The organism is Sphingobacterium sp. Ag1, assembly GCF_000988325.1.
In the GTDB taxonomy this organism is placed as follows: Bacteria; Bacteroidota; Bacteroidia; order Sphingobacteriales; family Sphingobacteriaceae; genus Sphingobacterium.
The window spans coordinates 42,120-59,808 of sequence record NZ_LBGU01000018.1 but is presented as its reverse complement, the minus strand read 5'-3'; the positions used below and the strand labels follow the sequence as shown (position 1 = coordinate 59,808).

18 protein-coding genes and 2 tRNA genes are annotated in these 17,689 nt (G+C 38.1%); 14 read left to right on the top strand and 6 right to left on the bottom strand.

Going from position 1 to position 17,689, the window contains the following annotated elements; translation table 11 throughout:
- The first annotated feature begins 43 nt into the window (after positions 1-43).
- From rplM to AAW12_RS02200, 6 genes are all read left to right on the top strand, one after another.
- A complete protein-coding gene (gene rplM / locus AAW12_RS02225; RefSeq protein ID WP_046671993.1) occupies positions 44-487 on the top strand; it encodes a 50S ribosomal protein L13 in 444 nt (147 codons plus the stop codon).
- Positions 488-498: 11 nt separating this feature from the next.
- Complete coding sequence (rpsI, locus tag AAW12_RS02220) at positions 499-885, top strand: 30S ribosomal protein S9 (RefSeq protein ID WP_046671992.1); 387 nt, start codon at positions 499-501, stop codon at positions 883-885.
- An 18-nt stretch (positions 886-903) separates the two neighbouring features.
- Positions 904-1,701 carry a 30S ribosomal protein S2 gene (rpsB, locus tag AAW12_RS02215; RefSeq protein ID WP_046671991.1) on the top strand — a complete coding sequence of 266 codons (798 nt, stop codon included), beginning with the start codon at positions 904-906 and terminating at the stop codon, positions 1,699-1,701.
- A gap of 195 nt (positions 1,702-1,896) precedes the next feature.
- Positions 1,897-2,733, top strand: coding sequence for a translation elongation factor Ts (tsf, locus tag AAW12_RS02210; RefSeq protein WP_046671990.1), 837 nt, complete (start codon positions 1,897-1,899; stop codon positions 2,731-2,733).
- Positions 2,734-2,920: 187 nt separating this feature from the next.
- Positions 2,921-3,784, top strand: a complete 864-nt coding sequence (locus AAW12_RS02205) for an SDR family oxidoreductase (RefSeq protein ID WP_084823046.1) — start codon at positions 2,921-2,923, stop codon at positions 3,782-3,784.
- Between the two features lie 142 nt (positions 3,785-3,926).
- Positions 3,927-4,748: a helix-turn-helix domain-containing protein gene (locus tag AAW12_RS02200; protein ID WP_046671988.1), complete on the top strand. Its 822-nt coding sequence runs from the start codon at positions 3,927-3,929 to the stop codon at positions 4,746-4,748.
- On the opposite strand, the gene AAW12_RS02195 is transcribed toward AAW12_RS02200, so the two are convergent.
- Positions 4,745-5,005, bottom strand: coding sequence for a hypothetical protein (locus tag AAW12_RS02195; RefSeq protein WP_156167507.1), 261 nt, complete (start codon positions 5,003-5,005; stop codon positions 4,745-4,747). The two genes, AAW12_RS02200 and AAW12_RS02195, sit on opposite strands and share 4 nt — an antisense overlap.
- A gap of 182 nt (positions 5,006-5,187) precedes the next feature.
- On the opposite strand from AAW12_RS02195, the gene AAW12_RS02190 reads away from it, so the two are divergent.
- From AAW12_RS02190 to AAW12_RS02180, 3 genes are all read left to right on the top strand, one after another.
- Positions 5,188-5,583 (top strand): hypothetical protein, encoded by a 396-nt coding sequence (locus AAW12_RS02190; protein WP_156167505.1) that lies wholly within the window; start codon positions 5,188-5,190, stop codon positions 5,581-5,583.
- 157 nt (positions 5,584-5,740) lie between these two features.
- Complete coding sequence (locus tag AAW12_RS02185; RefSeq protein WP_046671986.1) at positions 5,741-6,517, top strand: ABC transporter ATP-binding protein; 777 nt, start codon at positions 5,741-5,743, stop codon at positions 6,515-6,517.
- Position 6,518: 1 nt separating this feature from the next.
- On the top strand, positions 6,519-8,198 hold the full coding sequence (locus AAW12_RS02180) for a hypothetical protein (protein WP_046671985.1): 1,680 nt from the start codon (positions 6,519-6,521) through the stop codon (positions 8,196-8,198).
- A 94-nt stretch (positions 8,199-8,292) separates the two neighbouring features.
- Here AAW12_RS02180 and AAW12_RS02175 read toward each other — a convergent pair whose 3' ends face one another.
- The 3 genes from AAW12_RS02175 to AAW12_RS02165 form a co-directional block, all read right to left on the bottom strand.
- A complete protein-coding gene (locus tag AAW12_RS02175) occupies positions 8,293-10,209 on the bottom strand; it encodes a peptide-N-glycosidase F-related protein (protein ID WP_053003493.1) in 1,917 nt (638 codons plus the stop codon).
- Between the two features lie 127 nt (positions 10,210-10,336).
- Positions 10,337-10,413, bottom strand: a tRNA-Met gene (locus AAW12_RS02170).
- A 293-nt stretch (positions 10,414-10,706) separates the two neighbouring features.
- Positions 10,707-10,780, bottom strand: a tRNA-Met gene (locus AAW12_RS02165).
- A gap of 66 nt (positions 10,781-10,846) precedes the next feature.
- Here AAW12_RS02165 and AAW12_RS02160 point away from each other — a divergent pair.
- From AAW12_RS02160 to AAW12_RS02140, 5 genes are all read left to right on the top strand, one after another.
- A complete protein-coding gene (locus tag AAW12_RS02160; RefSeq protein WP_046671984.1) occupies positions 10,847-11,224 on the top strand; it encodes an START-like domain-containing protein in 378 nt (125 codons plus the stop codon).
- A gap of 102 nt (positions 11,225-11,326) precedes the next feature.
- On the top strand, positions 11,327-12,811 hold the full coding sequence (locus AAW12_RS02155) for an LptF/LptG family permease (RefSeq protein WP_046671983.1): 1,485 nt from the start codon (positions 11,327-11,329) through the stop codon (positions 12,809-12,811).
- 71 nt (positions 12,812-12,882) lie between these two features.
- Entirely contained in the window at positions 12,883-14,097 is a 1,215-nt protein-coding gene (locus AAW12_RS02150; RefSeq protein WP_046671982.1) for a bifunctional 3,4-dihydroxy-2-butanone-4-phosphate synthase/GTP cyclohydrolase II, read from the top strand.
- 147 nt (positions 14,098-14,244) lie between these two features.
- Positions 14,245-14,640, top strand: coding sequence for a thiol-disulfide oxidoreductase DCC family protein (locus AAW12_RS02145; RefSeq protein WP_046671981.1), 396 nt, complete (start codon positions 14,245-14,247; stop codon positions 14,638-14,640).
- Between the two features lie 77 nt (positions 14,641-14,717).
- Positions 14,718-16,151, top strand: coding sequence for an NAD-dependent succinate-semialdehyde dehydrogenase (locus tag AAW12_RS02140; RefSeq protein WP_046671980.1), 1,434 nt, complete (start codon positions 14,718-14,720; stop codon positions 16,149-16,151).
- Positions 16,152-16,173: 22 nt separating this feature from the next.
- Here AAW12_RS02140 and AAW12_RS02135 read toward each other — a convergent pair whose 3' ends face one another.
- Entirely contained in the window at positions 16,174-17,055 is an 882-nt protein-coding gene (locus AAW12_RS02135) for a DUF4476 domain-containing protein (protein WP_046671979.1), read from the bottom strand.
- 75 nt (positions 17,056-17,130) lie between these two features.
- Complete coding sequence (hemJ, locus tag AAW12_RS02130; protein WP_046671978.1) at positions 17,131-17,670, bottom strand: protoporphyrinogen oxidase HemJ; 540 nt, start codon at positions 17,668-17,670, stop codon at positions 17,131-17,133.
- Positions 17,671-17,689: the final 19 nt, after the last annotated feature.

The window sequence follows — 17,689 nt, the reverse complement described above, 5'->3', positions numbered from 1 at the left end:
AGGGGAAGAAAAATTTTTTAATAAATTATTTAAACAAAAGCAAGTGAATACGTTAAGTTACAAAACTGTCTCTGCCAACAAGAACACCGTTAACAAAGAGTGGATCGTTGTTGACGCTGAAGGAGAGATTTTGGGGCGTTTGGCGAGCAACATCGCGAAAGTAATTCGTGGTAAGCATAAGCCTACATTCACCCCACACGTAGACTGTGGAGATAACGTGATTGTTATCAATGCAGACAAAATTAAATTGACAGGAAACAAATTAGGCGACAAAGTTTACGTACGCTACACTGGATATCCAGGTGGTCAACGTTTCGTGTCTCCTAAAGAGTTAATGGCTAAATTTCCTGAACGCATTATTGAAAAAGCTGTTCGTGGTATGCTTCCTAAAAACCGTTTAGGTCGTCAATTGTTTAAAAACCTTTACGTTTATGCTGGTACTGAGCACAAGCATGAAGCACAAAATCCAAAACCAGTTAAATTTTAAGGAGAATCGTCATGTCAACAACTAACACTTCAGGAAGAAGAAAAACTGCTGTTGCCCGCATTTACTTAACTGCTGGTAGCGGAAACATTATCATAAACGGTAAAGACTTTAAAGAGTATTTCCCAACATTACCTTTGCAATACATCGCTACACAATCATTGAATGTAGCTGGTGAATTAGCAAACTTTGATGTAAAAGTAAACGTTAACGGAGGTGGTGTTAAAGGTCAAGCAGAGGCTGTTCGCTTAGCGATCGCAAAAGCTTTGGTTGAACTTAACCCAGAAGTTAAACCTGCATTACGCGCTAAAGGTTTAGTAACACGTGATGACCGTATGGTTGAACGTAAGAAACCAGGACGTCGTAAAGCTCGTAGAAGATTCCAATTCAGTAAACGTTAATCAAAGGAGGATCAAAAAATGGCAAGAACTACTTATCAAGATTTATTGGATGCAGGTGTGCACTTTGGTCACCTTACACGTAAATGGGATCCGAAAATGGCTAAGTACATTTTCATGGAACGTAACGGTATCCACATCATTGACTTGAACAAAACTCTTACGAAATTAGAAGAAGCTGCTTCAGCTATCAAACAAATCGTAAAATCAGGTCGCAAAGTTTTATTCGTAGCTACGAAAAAACAAGCAAAAGAGATCATCGCACAACAAGCAAAAGAGGTTAATATGCCTTTTGTAACTGAGCGTTGGTTAGGAGGTATGCTTACAAACTTCGCTACTGTGCGTAAGTCTATCAAAAAAATGTCTAACATTGACAAAATGCAAAAAGATGGTACATATGATGTATTGTCTAAAAAAGAGAAGTTAATGATTCAACGTGAGCGTATCAAATTGGAAAACCTTTTAGGAGGTATCGCTGATTTGAACCGTTTACCAGCTGCTTTATTCATCATCGATGTGAAAAAAGAACACATCGCTGTTTCTGAAGCAATGAAATTGAACATCCCTACTTTTGCAATGGTAGATACAAACTCTGACCCTTCAAACATTGATTTTCCAATCCCAGCAAATGATGACGCTAGTAAATCTATTAGCTTAATCGCCGGTATCATTGGTCAAGCAATCCAAGAAGGTTTGGACGAGCGCAAACGCGACAAAGAAGAAGAAGCTGAAAAAGATGCTGCTGCTGCTAAAGCAAAAGCTGATAATGGTGATGCTTCAGAAGCTAAACGTCCTCGCAAAGCGAAAGACGGAGAATAATATTTTTATTCCAAACCGGATGGCGTAGCGTTAGTTTCTGGAAAAGTTTACTTTTCTTGAACTAGCCTCTCTGTCCGGTTTTTTGGTTTAACAAGACTCCTTTATCAAGTAATGTTAAACTTCATATTAGCTTAACATGTTTTAAGTTAATATTGTACAAATTTCAGTCGTAAATAATAATAAAAAGAAATAAACATGTCAGTACAAATTTCTGCATCAGATGTAAACAAATTGCGTCAACAAACTGGCGCTGGTATGATGGATTGTAAAAAAGCTTTAGTTGAGTCTAATGGTGACTTTGAAGCTGCTGTAGATTACTTGCGTAAAAAAGGCGCTAAAGTAGCTGCTAGCCGTCAAGATCGCGACTCTAACGAAGGTGTTATCATCGCTAAAGCTACCGCTGATGGTAAATCAGGTATCGTAGTTGAAGTTAACTGTGAAACTGACTTCGTAGCTAAAAACGCAGACTTCGTAGCTTTCGCTGAAAAAATCGCAGATCTTGCATTAAACAATAAACCTGCTTCTTTGGAAGAATTAAAAGGTTTAGAACTTGATGGTAAAAACATCGCTGATTCTTTAATCGAGCAAACTGGCGTAATTGGTGAGAAAATTGACGTTTCTAAATACGAAACTATCACAGCTGAAAAAGTTATCGCTTATATTCACGGTAACTACCGCTTAGGTGTGTTAGTAGGTCTTTCTGCTGATGCTTCTGGAGCTGAAGAAGCTGGTAAAGATGTAGCAATGCAAATTGCCGCAATGAACCCAATTGCAATTGACAAAGATGGTGTTGATCAAAACACAATCGAGCGTGAAATTGCTATTGCTAAAGAGCAAATCATCGCTGAAGGCAAACCTGCTGAAATGGCTGAGAAAATCGCTCAAGGTAAATTGAACAAATTCTTCAAAGATACAACTTTGTTAAACCAAGAATTTGTAAAAGACTCTTCTAAAAACATCGCTCAATTCTTGGATTCAGTTTCTAAAGGATTGACTGTAACTGCTTTCAAACGCGTACAATTAGGCGCATAAGCATACCTCCGTTCCCTTCAGAATGGAAATTTTTAAAACGGGAGCTATTCGATGAATAGCTCCCGTTTTTTGTTTATCCATCTACCTCCATTAGTCTCCCACTATTTTTCTCTGCTCCATCGTGGCTTTTATTTTATCCCAAATTTGTGTAACTTAAGGATACATAAAAACTGGACAGCATATGGGCATGTTAAAAGAAAACGCGTTAAAAGGAAAACGAATTTTGATCACAGGGGGTGGTACAGGTCTGGGAAAAGCCATGACAGATTACTTTCTTGAGCTTGGCGCTTCTTGCCTGATCACAAGCCGCAAAGATGATGTTATTCAACATACAGCAAACGAATTGTCGGAAAAACATCAGACAAAATGCCTTGCCGTAGCTGGGGACGTCCGTAATTATGAAGATGTCGAACGCATCGTTTCCTATGGATATGAACATTTGGGGGGGATAGACATCCTCATAAACAATGCCGCTGGAAATTTTATCTCCCCTACAGAACGTTTAAGCCATCGAGCCTTCGAATCTGTTATTGGTATCGTTCTCCAAGGGAGTATAAATTATACCCTAGCACTGGGCAAGCGATGGATTGAAGCCAACGAACATAATAAAGCGATACTAAGTATCGTCACAACCTATGCTTGGACGGGATCGGGCTACGTTGTTCCTTCCGCAACAGCTAAAGCCGGAGTTCTTGCATTAACCCGATCGCTAGCTGTTGAATGGGGAAAAAAAGGGATAAGACTCAATGCTATAGCTCCGGGCCCATTCCAAACTTCAGGTGCTATGGAACGGCTACTTCCGGGTGAATTAGGCGAACTTCTCTCACCTACCAAACGTATCCCACTAGGCCGCCTGGGCAAACTGGAGGAATTGGCCAACCTCGCAGCCTATCTGATATCCGATTATGCCAGTTATATTAATGGGGATGTTATCACGATAGATGGCGGAGAGTGGCTTAAAGGGGCTGGAGAGTTCAATGGATTGGATATTATTCCTGAAGATCAATGGGATGCTATTGAAAAGATGACCAGAAATGCAAAAAGCACCTGATAATCGTTTAAAACAACGAATGATTTATATTTTATGGGAAATACGCAACTGTATTACATATAGATTTAAAAGAGGAAATAGTAAGGTCTTTAATCCATTTTTCTTAGGTTTGTAGCGATTCTTTTCCAATAGGGCTGTACATATGATGAATTTATCTTTCGAATTTCAAAAAATCAAACACAAACAAAAATTAGAACTAACTAAAACGGCTTTTGATTTTGCATTAGTCTATATATCGGAAGGCACACTCGTATCAAAAGAGAATAACTTAAAATTTTCAAAAGAGAATTTACTTTTTTTGAATAGAGATTTCGAAACACTTGAGACAAAAAAAGATTCAATAGCCTTTGTACTCTACTTCTCGAACTCCTATTTTAAAGACCTGCACTTTATACAGCAAAATTTCAGACTTTCTCATAACCCGGTTGATATCTTCAATTCGAAGACTTTATTAAATAAGAGCTTATCGCTTAAAAAGGAAAATAAAAAACTAATTGAGCGGGTTATATCTCTCATTCAACAATATGAAAGTGAAGATGCAGCAGCATCAATTTTTATATTCCACCAAATCATGTCGCTTTTCGCTTTAGTCGAAAATATATTGAAGGACCTAGAGCTACGCATTAACGAGTCTTATGAAATGTCTCAAGAGATCGAGCAATACGTCCAACAAAATATTTATTTCCCGGATAAGTTACAAATTAAGTCGATTGCAGATCAATTCCAGATTTCAGCAAATTATTTTGGGGCATTTTTTAAAAAAAAATATTCAAAAAGCTACAAGGTATATATAGACGATATTCGTATTAAACTGGTTGAGGAGAGATTAACATCCAACAGATACACAATGAAACAAATTGTGGAGGAACTAGGATTTAATGATGAAAGTCACCTGACCAATTTCTACAAGAAAAAAAGAAATATTACGCCTAGCTCTTACAAAAGAGCTAAAAATAGTACTTAATTCTCAAGCTGGATTATACCATTAAGATCATGATTTAAGGAGCGTTGAATAGCCTCATCCAAAATTAGAAACTTCTTTCCTTGAAAGCTCGCAGTAACATCACTTTCAAAATTTGAGCTACTGGAATTAAAAGAATCCAATTTCATTGGGAAATAAATTGGATTTTCATCTTCAGCTCGACCAATGGTCAATAAAATATTGTAGCCCTGTAGGCGTAAACTCTGTAAAGTCTGATAATTTAAGCGCTTGAAGATCATAATTCCCATTTTAAGATAAAACAAACATATAATTACATTGTTTTGCGGCTTTAATCATTTTTTGTGTTTTTATCTTTCCAAAAGATATTCGCCCCCTTGACCTCTTTACACCTTTGGAATAACCGTTTTGCCGAATAAATCCAAAACTTTTTTTTTTGAGAACTGTTTTAAAAATGAATAACATGAGTAGGATTATGTCGAAAAAAGAACGTAAAAATGGGAAAGTCGAAGAAGACTATCCAGACAAAGAGCAGGATCTAGCTTTTAATGAAGAGCTTGACAGTTATGAAATGGATGTTGATGACAATGATCCAGACTATGATCACCCAGCTGACTACGATACAGTAGCTGAGGGTGCAATTGATGATGATTCAACATACGATGATTCCAATCCATTTGTCGGGGATGAGTATGCAACACAAGGTGAACTCGAAGAGGAAGATCTAGATAATGCTAACATGCGAATCGAGACTTTTGATCATGAGCGCTTATCCCCCTTAGACAAGAAATTAGCCCAGAACGAAGAAGATTTGAGAGATGATCTCGATGAAGAGGGATATCCGAAAAACGACAGGTAGTTTTTCTGAAAATAACATAATTTTAAGGGGCTGGAAAGGCCCCTTTTCCATGGATTAAAATAAAGGCCTTCTTCTCAAAATTACAAAGCACCTACTTTTCAATTCGAAACTATAACTCCATTTTTTTATGTAAGTTTACGTTGAAGACTATAATCATATGGAAAGTATATTACCTCTCATCCGGATTGTTGACCTAAAAAAATCATACGGAGAAAAAGAAATATTGAAAGGAATCAACCTTGACATATTCCCAGGCCAAGTTATCGGTTATATTGGTCCAAATGGTGCCGGCAAATCCACTACCGTTAAAATATTAACAGGACTTATCGAGGATTTCACAGGCACTGTAGCAATTAATGGCATCAATATTCAAGAAGATCCACTTGCAGTAAAAGCATTATTGGGATATGTTCCCGAAAACGCAGAATTATATGATGTCCTGACCCCCGTGGAATACTTGGATTTTGTAGGTAAACTCTATGGGATGGAAGATAAAGTCATTTTAGAACGTTCCCTAAAACTTTTAGCAGCCTTTGGCCTTGAATCTAATTCAAATAATAGGATGGATACCTTCTCTAAGGGAATGCGCCAAAAAGTACTTTTGATTTCAGGAATTATTCATAACCCACAAATTATCGTCCTGGATGAACCCTTATCCGGACTTGATGCCAATGCCGTTATCTTTGTTAAAGAACTTATCTCATTACTTGCAAAAGAAGGGAAAACAATTTTCTATTGTTCACATATGATGGACGTTGTTGAAAAAGTGTCTGATCGGATTTTACTGATAAACCAGGGGAGCATCATTGCGGATGGCACGATTGAGGAACTAAAAACAGATCCAAACGAATCATTGGAGCATATATTTGCTAAACTAACCAATACGGGCAGCAGTGCATTAGACGCTTCCAATATCATTACAGCAATTCAATAACATGGAAAAATTTATCTTAAAATTTATCCTTCTTTTTCGTGGGGTTTGGAAAGGCTTAGGCATCAATTATGAACAGTTTAAGATCATCTTAGAAACCAAAATAATCTTAGATAACCGAAAGCCTATTAGCTTTCGGAAACGCAGCTCCGGAAAATCATCTTCTTCGTCATCGATTTTACAATTCTTATTGTATCTCATCTTTGGCCTGATATTCATGGTCATTATTTTGTCGATTCCAGATAGATACTTAGCCATTTCGATCATGCTACTCAGTTTCATTAGCATGTTAAGTATTACACTGGTGTCCGATTTTTCGCCCATACTATTAGATACTCGGGATCAGTATATCATTATGCCCAGACCAGTTAATGATAAGACTTTAGCTATTTCCCGAATAACTTTTATTGCAATCAAGCTTTTTAATCAAGTAATTGCGTTGACCTTACCTGTGCTTATTTATGTATCTTTCAATTGGGATATCGTCTCCGTCCTTCTTTTATGTCTGCAGCTTATACTAAGCACATTGATCGCGCTGATATTTGTCAACGGATTTTATCTGATTAGCATCAAATATCTCCCCATACAAAAGTTTAAAGATGTAATTACTTATATACAGATCGGTCTCTCACTGGTTCTTTTCCTCTCCTATTATGTTGGCCCTAATTTGATTCAATCTATTGTAGAATCTCATTTAACGATGGAACAACTCAGATTTCTTTGGATATTCCCAAGTACCTGGATTGCATCATTTCAACCATTACTCTTTGGCAACCACAGTGTACATATGGTCATCTTATCAATACTGGGAATACTAACTCCTCTTGCTGGTATCTATGCTTGTACTAAGTTGTTTTCACGTGGATTTAATGCAAAAATAGCCGCGCTGGCAAGTGCCGATAACCTACCTAGTGAGAAATCACAATTAACGCGAGATAACCCGTCCAAATTACCGCTATATAAAAGGATCTCTTCGAACGTTTGCACATCCCCCATTGAAGAGGCTGGATTTGGCATTGTATGGCTCATAAGTTCCAAAACAAGAGAATTTAAGCAACAGCTATACCCTTCGTTGGCTTATCTACCTATTTATTTTGTTTTTTTATTTCTACGTTCAGGAGATGATCTCCCAATAGCTGGAAAAATAGCGAAGCTTCGTGATTCAGGCTTGTATATCATTATGTTTTATCTTTCGTTATTAACCATACTAACCGTTTTCCAGCTTATTACGCAAAGCAATAAATATAAAGCGGCCTGGGTCTACCATGTGACTCCCATACAAAAACCGGGACAACTGATGACTGGAGTTCTTAAAGCATGTCTTATCAAATATGTTGTACCGTTCAACATTCTGTTTCTTTCTATCTGCGTACCGCTATTTGGTCTCAGTTCTATTAATGATCTGCTATTATCTTCCGCTATTGGCGGTATCGAAAGTATTCTGATTATGCTTTTTATTGTCAAAAGCTATCCGTTTTCGAAGGCTAGTCAATCCAATTCAAAGGCAATAACTAATCTACTGATATTAGGTCTGTTGGGTCTTTTGGGATACTTACATAAAACCATTTTCCACTATGAAACGCTAATTTGGATCTTAGCTGGACTTGCATGGTTCATTTTCTTTTTAATGCTGAAGTACTTACAGCGAGAAGACTGGAAAGGGGTAGCTTACGACGACAATTGATTAAACAGATAAAAAAAGCTCCATAATGGAGCTTTTTTTATCAAATTCTTCAAAATCTAAGCACAAAATTGCTGTGCTTTTTTCTTTTATCCGGTTATCTTTTATTTATCCGTCCTTTAAATCGGCTAATACCATCCATCAAAACTTCTACGATTATTCTTCCCGAAGGTAAATGACTCACATCATAATTCAGGACAGCCTGTTGAATGGATCTGTATTCGTGTTTTTGCCACAAAACGCCATCAACCATAAAAAGGACAGTCATCTCATTCGGTTTATTGGACACTACGCTCAGTTGCGTTTTATCCACAACCGACCTTGGATAAAGTGAGAAGGCATATTGCGTTGACGTTGTGTTCATCTCAAAACCACGTTTGGCATTGAAACTAAACATTTCGCCATTTCCACAATCGCTTTCAAAAGCATGAATAAGGTTTCCTTTCAGATCGAAGATCCGTAAATGGCCATCACCATTTTCAGGCTGTGCCCAAAACTGCAGTCCATTACCTGCGGTATCAACCAAAGAGAGTGAGTGATTTCCCTCACTAAGGTGTAAAGTATCTCTATACATCGTTACCGCATCCAGTTGAGAGCCGTTCTTACGAAAGACCGTATCCTGCTTGGCATTAATTAGAAATATACGATTATCCGCAGGCTTATTATTGGTCATAAACTCCAGAACAAAGTCAGTTGGAAATTTCTGCAGCGCGGTAAAAATGCTTTCCGCCTTATTGTCCAGAGGCCAGGCATCCGACTTCCCATTAGGTTTTAGAAGTGACACCATAAATACATTCTCCTGATCTTTTTCCTGAATTTCTCCAGGTAGTATAACTTCTGCTACTTGGTTAAAAGAGAGATTACCTTTCCAATGAAAAGTTCTGACAGGAAATCCTTTCGTGCCATAAACAATTTCTAGGGATCGAATCGGGTCAGCACCTAAATTTCTGAAAGAGATTCTTGGGACAGCGCTTGCCGGGTTTAATCGAGAAAAACGCTGTTCATCACTTGGAACCATTATTGACTCGACTGCGACATCTACTTTTTGTTTGGGAGCTGAATATTGAAACAAGTAAGCGGATATATTTTCGACAGCCTGTACATTATCTGTCGCTGTATAGGGCTCCATCTGCAAAGCAACTTGATGAGTTCCAACTTTAGTAAATACATCAATAAAATCAGGCTGCTGCAAATCTCCAGGGCACCAATATGCGCGGTCATGTACCCAGGTTCCACCCTGCGGATAAAGCGGATTACCACCACATTTCTTCCACATATCACGTTTGTCTACAGTTTTTCCATCTAAGGTCAATTCACGCCATCGGCTACAGAATTCGCTACAGCCACGTGGTTTATCCATACCATGCCCCGTATGCTGAATACGTATTCGGCTCAATGCTGCTCCCGGACTCAAGGTATATGTTATCGGCAACAGATGCTCCTCTATCTTCTCATTGGCGTCCCCATAGCTATAGGCTTTATTCCACAGTGTTGTTATTCCTAGTGGCGTAACTACTGGTGGGCCTGATAAAATTTCAAAATCTACAGTAAGTGCCCACCCTACAGTCTTGTCCTCAAAACCAGAATGAGTATAGACAATTTCCACACTATCCCTTAAAAAAGGAGCAAAATCAGTCACATCGACCTGCCACTTCCAACTCCATCCTTTATTGTAGATACTACCATATGGCGTGAGCATTCTTCCTAATTCATAGTTTAGCACAGGTCCGTTTTTCCCTCCTTTACGACGCAACACGATGTGATCCAAATAGTCCCAATGCGCTGTCCGCAAACTATCTGGGCTACCCAGCGTAACGAACATGGTAATCTTTCTTACAGGATAGTTTTCTTTTGGAAATACACCCCAAGCCGGATAAGAATTCTCGCCATTCTGTGCATCACACAGAATGGTTTTCCGTTGATGCGTAACGACATGGCTTATTGTGCCTTGTTGTGCAAATACATGATGGCAGATCAAAAAGCAGAATAGGGCTAGTATAGGTCTTATGTTCATTATTTAAATATTATCCATGAAACAATACAAAGATAGATGTACTCTTGTCAGCGGTAAGAGGTAATGCGATAAAAAGGAGATACATGCAATCATAAAAAAAGCATCAATCTTAACAGACTGATGCTTTTGGTAGCGGGGAGCAGAATCGAACTGCCGACCTTTGGGTTATGAATCCAACGCTCTAACCATCTGAGCTACCCCGCCGTTTCGGTATGCAAATATACCACTTCGTATGTCAATTCAAAAGATTTTTTTATTTTTTTACCAATTCTCGCCTATTTAAAACCCGCATTAAATACAACAAACTCATTTCTAACTCAATAAATTTATCATTGAAAAATAGAAACTAAAGGTGAAAAAATTGATAGCCCTAAAAACAACATGTTTATTAAAAAACAGGGGCAACTTTTTACAAAAAAACTTGCAATAACAAAATAAATATGTATTATTACAAATAATAAGTTGATGCAGTAAAAAGCAATTTTGGAAGAGATTTGTAGCGGGGAGCAGAATCGAACTGCCGACCTTTGGGTTATGAATCCAACGCTCTAACCATCTGAGCTACCCCGCCATTTTGGGAATGCAAATATAGCTTATTTTTGATTTAAACAAACTAAAATTTTAAAAAAACATTTTTATGGCAGATAAAATAAAATTCCAACTAGAATATATCATCAACTCTTCACCTAGAATTTTATTTCCGTATTTGCAAGAACCAAACGAATTGGCACAATGGTTTGCAGATGATGTAAACTATAAAGACACCGTTTATACTTTCATTTGGGATGATGAACCTCACCGAGCAAAAATTGTAGCATCGAGAGAAAATAAATCTGTACGCTTTAAATGGCTCGATGATGATCCCTATTATTTCGATCTGGAGATCGATCAAGACGAGCTAACAAATGATGTTGCTCTTAAGATAACTGATTACGCTAAAGAAGAAGACCTTGAAAATAGAAAGTTAATTTGGAAAAATTCAATAGTCTATCTACAAAGTGTTATAGGTGCATAAAAAAGCCTATCTTTGCAATATATTTCCGCTAAGGGCTCCTGCGGGAGCTCCTTAGGTGGAAGATGCCTTAATGTAAAGGTATCAATTTGCTTTGCGTCACGGATGAAAAAAGTTCATTTACTTATTCTTCAAGCTTTCATAAAACCGTTTATCGTCACATTCTTTATTGTGATGTTTGTCTTATTGATGCTCTTCTTATTCAAGTACATTGATGATTTGATCGGAAAAGGTTTTGAATGGTATACGATCATGGAGCTAATTGGATATCAATGCGTTGTTCAAATCCAAATGGCAATGCCCTTATCCATGCTCCTTTCCTCCATTATGACTTTCGGAAATCTAGGTGAAAGCTATGAATTAGTTGCGATCAAGGCTGCGGGCGTATCTTTACGTAAAGCGATGACCCCGCTATTTATACTCGTTGCAATTTTCGCAACAAGTTCTTTTCTGTTCTCCGACTATATTCTCCCCGTAGTGAACCTAAAAATGGGTACGCTACTTACAGATGTACGTAATAAAAAGGCAGATTTTCTCATCAAACCCGGAATCTTTAATAACACCATTCCAGGTTATTCGATCCGCGCCAAAGGAAAAAACAAAGCGGGAACAATTCTCTATGACTTGATGATCTATGATCACCGTGGCGGTAATACAGCCAATAATGTACTTATGGCTAAAGAAGGGTATATCTATAACTCTCCTGACAACAATTATATGATCCTAAAACTTAAGGATGGTATCCGCTACGAGGAAGCTCGGACTAAAAATTCCAAAACCTACGATCCACGTCAGCAATTTACGCGATTTAAGTTCAAGGAAACAGAGCAGAAGTTTGATATGGGAAGTTTTCAACAAGGTAAAACTGATGAAAATCTCTTCAAGAGCCACCATGCCATGTTAAACCTGAAACAGTTAGACATGTACATCGATTCCAACCATATTAAGATAGACAGTATGGGAAAAGCAATCGTACGCACATTAGACACCAGATATAATATTTATTCGAAATATTTTAGCGCGAATCAACCCGGACAGCCAAAGGTCAAAGAGGCTAAGATCAAACCTTTTAAAAATTTGCTTACCGATCTCGTTCCCCAAGAACAACGGGCACAGATTACCATGAATGCGCTAAACCAGTTGAATTATTTAAAGGAAGATCTGAACGGCCGTACACTTGAATTTAAAGATTACAAATCGAAAGATATCCGCTATCGTATTGAATGGCATCGCAAATTTACCCTAGCCGTCTCCTGTCTTTTACTATTTGCAATCGGAGCTCCACTAGGAGCCATTATCAGAAAGGGTGGACTTGGTCTTCCCGTGGTCATGGCTATCATTTTCTTTCTCATCTATCACATTATTTCTACAGTAGCAGAAAAAACAGCTAAAGATGGTGCTATATCGTCAGCCGTAGGTATGTGGATGGCCATTATTGTCTTAACACCATTGGCGGCTTTTCTAACATACAAGTCCACAACAGATTCCGCCCTATTTGATATTGATCAATATAAATTAAAAGTAGAAGCCGCTTGGAAGTGGATTAAGGAAAAGCTTGTAAAAAAGAATAAATTAAAAGAATCACATTAGATTGTGACAACGCTATTATAAATAAATTTATATTCTACACTAACTTTGTACCAATTACAATATATCAATAAATGGATTTCAAATTAAACACGATCGAAGAAGCGATCGCTGATATACAAGCAGGAAAAGTAGTAATCGTCGTGGATGACGAAGATCGCGAAAATGAAGGAGACTTTGTCACAGCTGCCCGCAATGCAACTCCCGAAATCATCAACTTTATGGCGACTCACGGTCGTGGACTAGTATGTGCTCCAATTACAAAAGAAAGAGCAGATGCATTACACCTTGACTTAATGGTGGGACAGAATACAGCGGTATATGAAACGAACTTTACAGTTTCCATTGATTTACAGGGATATGGTTGTACAACCGGTATTTCTGCATCAGACCGCTCGAAAACAATTAAAGCAATGATCGATCCCAATATTCATTATGAAGAATTGGGCAGACCGGGACATATTTTCCCGCTAATAGCTAAAGATGGTGGTGTATTACGCCGTACAGGACACACTGAAGCTACAGTTGACCTTGCTCGATTAGCAGGATTTGAACCAGCGGGTGTATTGGTTGAGATTCTAAAAGAAGACGGTGAAATGGCCAGACTTCCGGAACTAATGGAAGTTGCTAAAAAATTTGATTTAAAGATCGTTAGTATTGAAGATCTAATTGAATATCGTCTTAAGCACGACTCGTTAATCAATGAAGAAGTCACCGTTAATATGCCGACGCAATATGGTGATTTTAAAATGAAAGCATTTACACAAAAAGACACTGGCGAACAACATTTAGCACTTTACAAAGGCGATTGGAATGAAGATGAACCTATTTTAGTGCGCGTGCATAGCTCTTGTGTTACAGGTGATATTTTTGGTTCCTGCCGTTGTGACTGCGGCCCTCAATTGCACAAAGCAATGGAAATGATCCAGCAAGAAGGCAAAGGTGTTATTGTCTATATGAATCAAGAAGGTCGCGGTATTGGACTCATCAATAAATTACATGCCTACAAATTACAGGAAAATGGCTTAGACACAGTAGATGCTAATGTACAATTAGGATTCAAAGCTGATTTGAGAGATTACGGCGTGGGAGCGCAAATCCTTAGAAATCTTGGCGTTACTAAAATGCGCCTTATGTCAAATAATCCAACCAAACGTGCTGGTTTAGTGGGCTATGGACTTGAAATTGTAGAAAATGTGCCCATTGAAATTACTGCAAATCCCTTCAACGAGGAATATCTAAAAACAAAGAGGGATCGTATGGGACATACGATCATGAAAAATCTATAAAAAGAAAATTACGAAAAAGCGGTGTTCCAAAAAAACACCGCTTTTTTTGGCATCATAGCAAACATAACGTTGCGTGGTAATATAATCGCTCCTTTTTTATGATCTTGTAATGGCAGTACTTTCAACAATTAGAAGTAACTTTATTATATGGAACAACAAGGGAAACATATCATCTTTTTCGATGGTGATTGCTTGGTCTGTAATCGCTTTGTTCAAATACTATTAAGGATAGATCGTAAAAAAAAATTCTTATTTAGTTCGCTGCAATCTGAATTTGCCAGAACCGCGCTAGTAAATATTCCCCAAAACATTGATTCCATCGTTTACCTCTCTCCAACAGGTAGCTTTGTCAAAAGCGAAGCTGTTCTTAAAATATGTGAGCAATTGGGTTTCCCTTATATGACATGTTATTTACTAAAAATTTTACCTCGCGGTTGGAGAGATGCGCTTTATGATTATTTCGCTAAAAACCGCTATCGTTGGTTTGGAAAAAATGAATTTTGTACGATACCTTCAAAATCTGAACGAGAAAGGTTCATTTAAACAAACTACAATCATTTTGAAGTGACATTTAGTTCGGAAATCTTCTAATTATACTTGTGACCATTAAATTTACATCGATGAAAAATACACTTTTAATTGACAGCGCCTATATCAATGGGAAATTTATCAAGTCAAAACACACCTTTGACGTTATAAATCCCGCTACAGGAAAAGTTATTGCTTCATTGCCAGATTTAAAAGTGGCAGATTGTACTAAAGCAATAGATGCTGCTAACAATGCCTGGGAAAGTTGGAAAAATACAACTGTATTGGAACGATGCAACATCACCCGCAAGTGGTACGACCTTATTCAACAGCATAAAGACGATCTTGCGGAAATCATGACCTTAGAAAGTGGCAAACCGCTAAGCGAATCCAAAGTCGAGGTTGACTATGGTAGCTCCTTTGTTGAGTGGTTTTCAGAAGAAGGAAAGCGGGCCTATGGTGAAACGATACCTTCCCATAAAAAAGGAACTAGAATGCTTACTATTAGGCAAGGCATCGGTGTTGTAGCCGCCATTACTCCTTGGAATTTTCCCTTAGCGATGATTACCCGAAAAGTAGCTCCTGCTATGGTTGCTGGTTGTACCGTCGTACTTAAGCCTGCATCACAAACCCCTATTTCTGCTATCGCATTGGCTAAACTCGCTGAAGAAGCAGGTGTCCCGAAAGGCGTGTTTAACGTTATTACAGGAAAAGACAGTGCTGGTATCGGAAAAGAATTAGCGACGAATGGTTTGGTAAGAAAACTTTCCTTCACAGGTTCTACTGAAGTTGGAAAAACGCTACTAGAACAATCTGCTTCAAATATAAAAAAGGTATCCATGGAACTCGGTGGTAATGCACCTTTTTTGGTTTTTAACGATGCCGATATTGATGCTGCTGTTGATGGAGCTATTGCTGGAAAATTTAGGAACTCAGGGCAAACTTGTGTTTCCATCAACAGGTTTCTAATTCAAGAAGATGTCTATGATGAGTTTTCGATGAAACTTAGCCATGCTGTCAGTAAATTGAAAGTTGGCAATGGGCTCGACAAAGGTATTCAGGTAGGCCCCTTAATCAATGCAAAAGGTCTAGAAAAAGTTCAGCATCATGTTCAAGACGCCTTAAATCATGGTGCCGAATTGGCTACTGGAGGAAAGGTCATCAAAGATCTATTTTTCCAGCCAACCGTACTGGCCAACGTCCCAAAAGAAGCGCTTATATTTCGCGAGGAGACTTTTGGTCCGATTTGCGCCCTTTTCAGTTTCAAAACAGAAGCAGATGGAATAGCAATGGCCAATATGACTGAATTTGGCTTAGCCTCTTATTTTTATAGTGCAAATATAAATCGCTGTCTTCGTGTCGCTGAACTACTAGACGCTGGTATGGTTGGTGTCAATACAGGTCTTATTTCAAATGCAGCAGCTCCTTTTGGTGGAGTAAAACAATCTGGTGTAGGCCGTGAAGGATCTAAACACGGGTTGGATGAGTATATGGAATTAAAATATATCTGCTTCGGCGGTGAATAAAAAAAGGAGCAAAATGCTCCTTTTATTTTTTTAAAAAATCAACTAGCTTTTCCCGTGTTGAGCTGAACGATAAGGCCTCTCCTACTCTCTCATAATTCTGTTTATCCACACAGGTTGGATAAGCATATTTGGCAAAAGCCAGTTTATTATCATCTCTTATAAAAAGTTCCATTAAATCAACAATTTCAGTCACACTTAGGCGCATACTTTTTAACTCTTGAGCAGCTACTGCCAGTCTATCCTGATCGTTTTCCTTCTGATTCAACAGGTCATTCAATCGATTGGAGTTTGTCTTATTCATTCCACCGTCATCGGACCGCACATTATCGTCATTGTCATCATATCCGCGTTGATTGGCTACGTCGTCACGATAAACGTTAGGGTTTCCTGACTGTTTATATCGATCATTATTATATCTGTCCCGATTATTATTTGGTAAATCTTTACGACTTTCTGAACGCCTATATGGATCATGATATTGTTCTTCATTATAGCTATCCGGATCATCATACAGTAAATTCTCTCCATAACTACCATTGCTATAACGATCAACAGGACTCATGGATTCCAAGATAATGCCCCTATTTCCCCGTCTGCTACTGACAGAAAACACAACATTCATGTATTGTCCATTTCTATTGACAAGTTGCACGCCACTACCACTCAGTGTACGCCGCTGCCGATCAGCAAATACGATACGCAGATCATAACGCCGACTCTTCAGATTGGATACTCGAATATCCGTTGAAGCCCTATTGTTGTACAAAATGTTGTTGATATAAAGAAAAAAGGGAACATCTGTAGAGTAGATATTTAATGCTCCACCAAAAGGCCTGTAACGCTGACCAAAGCCAGCCGTTGCAACACTAAGCAACAAGACCACAACGAGAATTTTTCTGTACATAATCCAATTCAATTTATATTCCTTCGACTACACAGCATAAAAAAGGATTAAGAAATCAGAGAATTTAACATTTTGTTATACTTTCTTGTTCCGGTACTTTTTATAAAGTTTTACGGCCATCATTAAAGCGATAGATAAAATTAAGAGCCCCAAAACGCCAAATATCCAGTTCAGTGCCGATTTTAAGACAACAGTAAAAACGATCGCGAATAATAAAACTGTCGCAAGTTCATTCCATAGTCTCAATTTTGTTGACGACCACCTAGACGACTCACCCTGTAATTGGAACATGATCCGCTGGCAGGAGAAATGATAAAGAATTAATCCTAATACAAACGTAAGCTTAACATGCATCCAGCCCATCATAAGCAAACCGGGATTAATATAGAGCATAACGAGAGCTGCGACAATAGTGAGGTACATGGAAGGTGTTGTGATGATCCACCACAATTTACTTTCCATTAAGGTAAATTGCCTATGCAAAATCCCGTACTCTTCTGTCGACTTAGATTGTGCTTCTGTATGGTAGATGAATAGTCGAACAATATAGAACAATCCAGCCATCCAACAAACTACAAAGATAATATGAATCGCTTTCGCATACAAATAGACCATAGTTACAAAAATAAGAAAA

What these genes read in the sequence shown, in the direction of transcription:
- AAW12_RS02145 (WP_046671981.1), top strand. Translation starts at nt 14,245, where the DNA reads ATGGAACAACAAGGGAAACATATCATCTTTTTCGATGGTGATTGCTTG.
- AAW12_RS02195 (WP_156167507.1), bottom strand. Translation starts at nt 5,005, where the DNA reads ATGATCTTCAAGCGCTTAAATTATCAGACTTTACAGAGTTTACGCCTA.
- AAW12_RS02155 (WP_046671983.1), top strand. Translation starts at nt 11,327, where the DNA reads ATGAAAAAAGTTCATTTACTTATTCTTCAAGCTTTCATAAAACCGTTT.
- AAW12_RS02180 (WP_046671985.1), top strand. Translation starts at nt 6,519, where the DNA reads ATGGAAAAATTTATCTTAAAATTTATCCTTCTTTTTCGTGGGGTTTGG.
- rpsB (WP_046671991.1), top strand. Translation starts at nt 904, where the DNA reads ATGGCAAGAACTACTTATCAAGATTTATTGGATGCAGGTGTGCACTTT.
- AAW12_RS02190 (WP_156167505.1), top strand. Translation starts at nt 5,188, where the DNA reads ATGAGTAGGATTATGTCGAAAAAAGAACGTAAAAATGGGAAAGTCGAA.
- hemJ (WP_046671978.1), bottom strand. Translation starts at nt 17,670, where the DNA reads ATGGTCTATTTGTATGCGAAAGCGATTCATATTATCTTTGTAGTTTGT.
- AAW12_RS02175 (WP_053003493.1), bottom strand. Translation starts at nt 10,209, where the DNA reads ATGAACATAAGACCTATACTAGCCCTATTCTGCTTTTTGATCTGCCAT.
- AAW12_RS02160 (WP_046671984.1), top strand. Translation starts at nt 10,847, where the DNA reads ATGGCAGATAAAATAAAATTCCAACTAGAATATATCATCAACTCTTCA.
- tsf (WP_046671990.1), top strand. Translation starts at nt 1,897, where the DNA reads ATGTCAGTACAAATTTCTGCATCAGATGTAAACAAATTGCGTCAACAA.
- AAW12_RS02150 (WP_046671982.1), top strand. Translation starts at nt 12,883, where the DNA reads ATGGATTTCAAATTAAACACGATCGAAGAAGCGATCGCTGATATACAA.
- rpsI (WP_046671992.1), top strand. Translation starts at nt 499, where the DNA reads ATGTCAACAACTAACACTTCAGGAAGAAGAAAAACTGCTGTTGCCCGC.
- AAW12_RS02140 (WP_046671980.1), top strand. Translation starts at nt 14,718, where the DNA reads ATGAAAAATACACTTTTAATTGACAGCGCCTATATCAATGGGAAATTT.
- AAW12_RS02205 (WP_084823046.1), top strand. Translation starts at nt 2,921, where the DNA reads ATGTTAAAAGAAAACGCGTTAAAAGGAAAACGAATTTTGATCACAGGG.
- AAW12_RS02185 (WP_046671986.1), top strand. Translation starts at nt 5,741, where the DNA reads ATGGAAAGTATATTACCTCTCATCCGGATTGTTGACCTAAAAAAATCA.
- AAW12_RS02200 (WP_046671988.1), top strand. Translation starts at nt 3,927, where the DNA reads ATGATGAATTTATCTTTCGAATTTCAAAAAATCAAACACAAACAAAAA.
- AAW12_RS02135 (WP_046671979.1), bottom strand. Translation starts at nt 17,055, where the DNA reads ATGTACAGAAAAATTCTCGTTGTGGTCTTGTTGCTTAGTGTTGCAACG.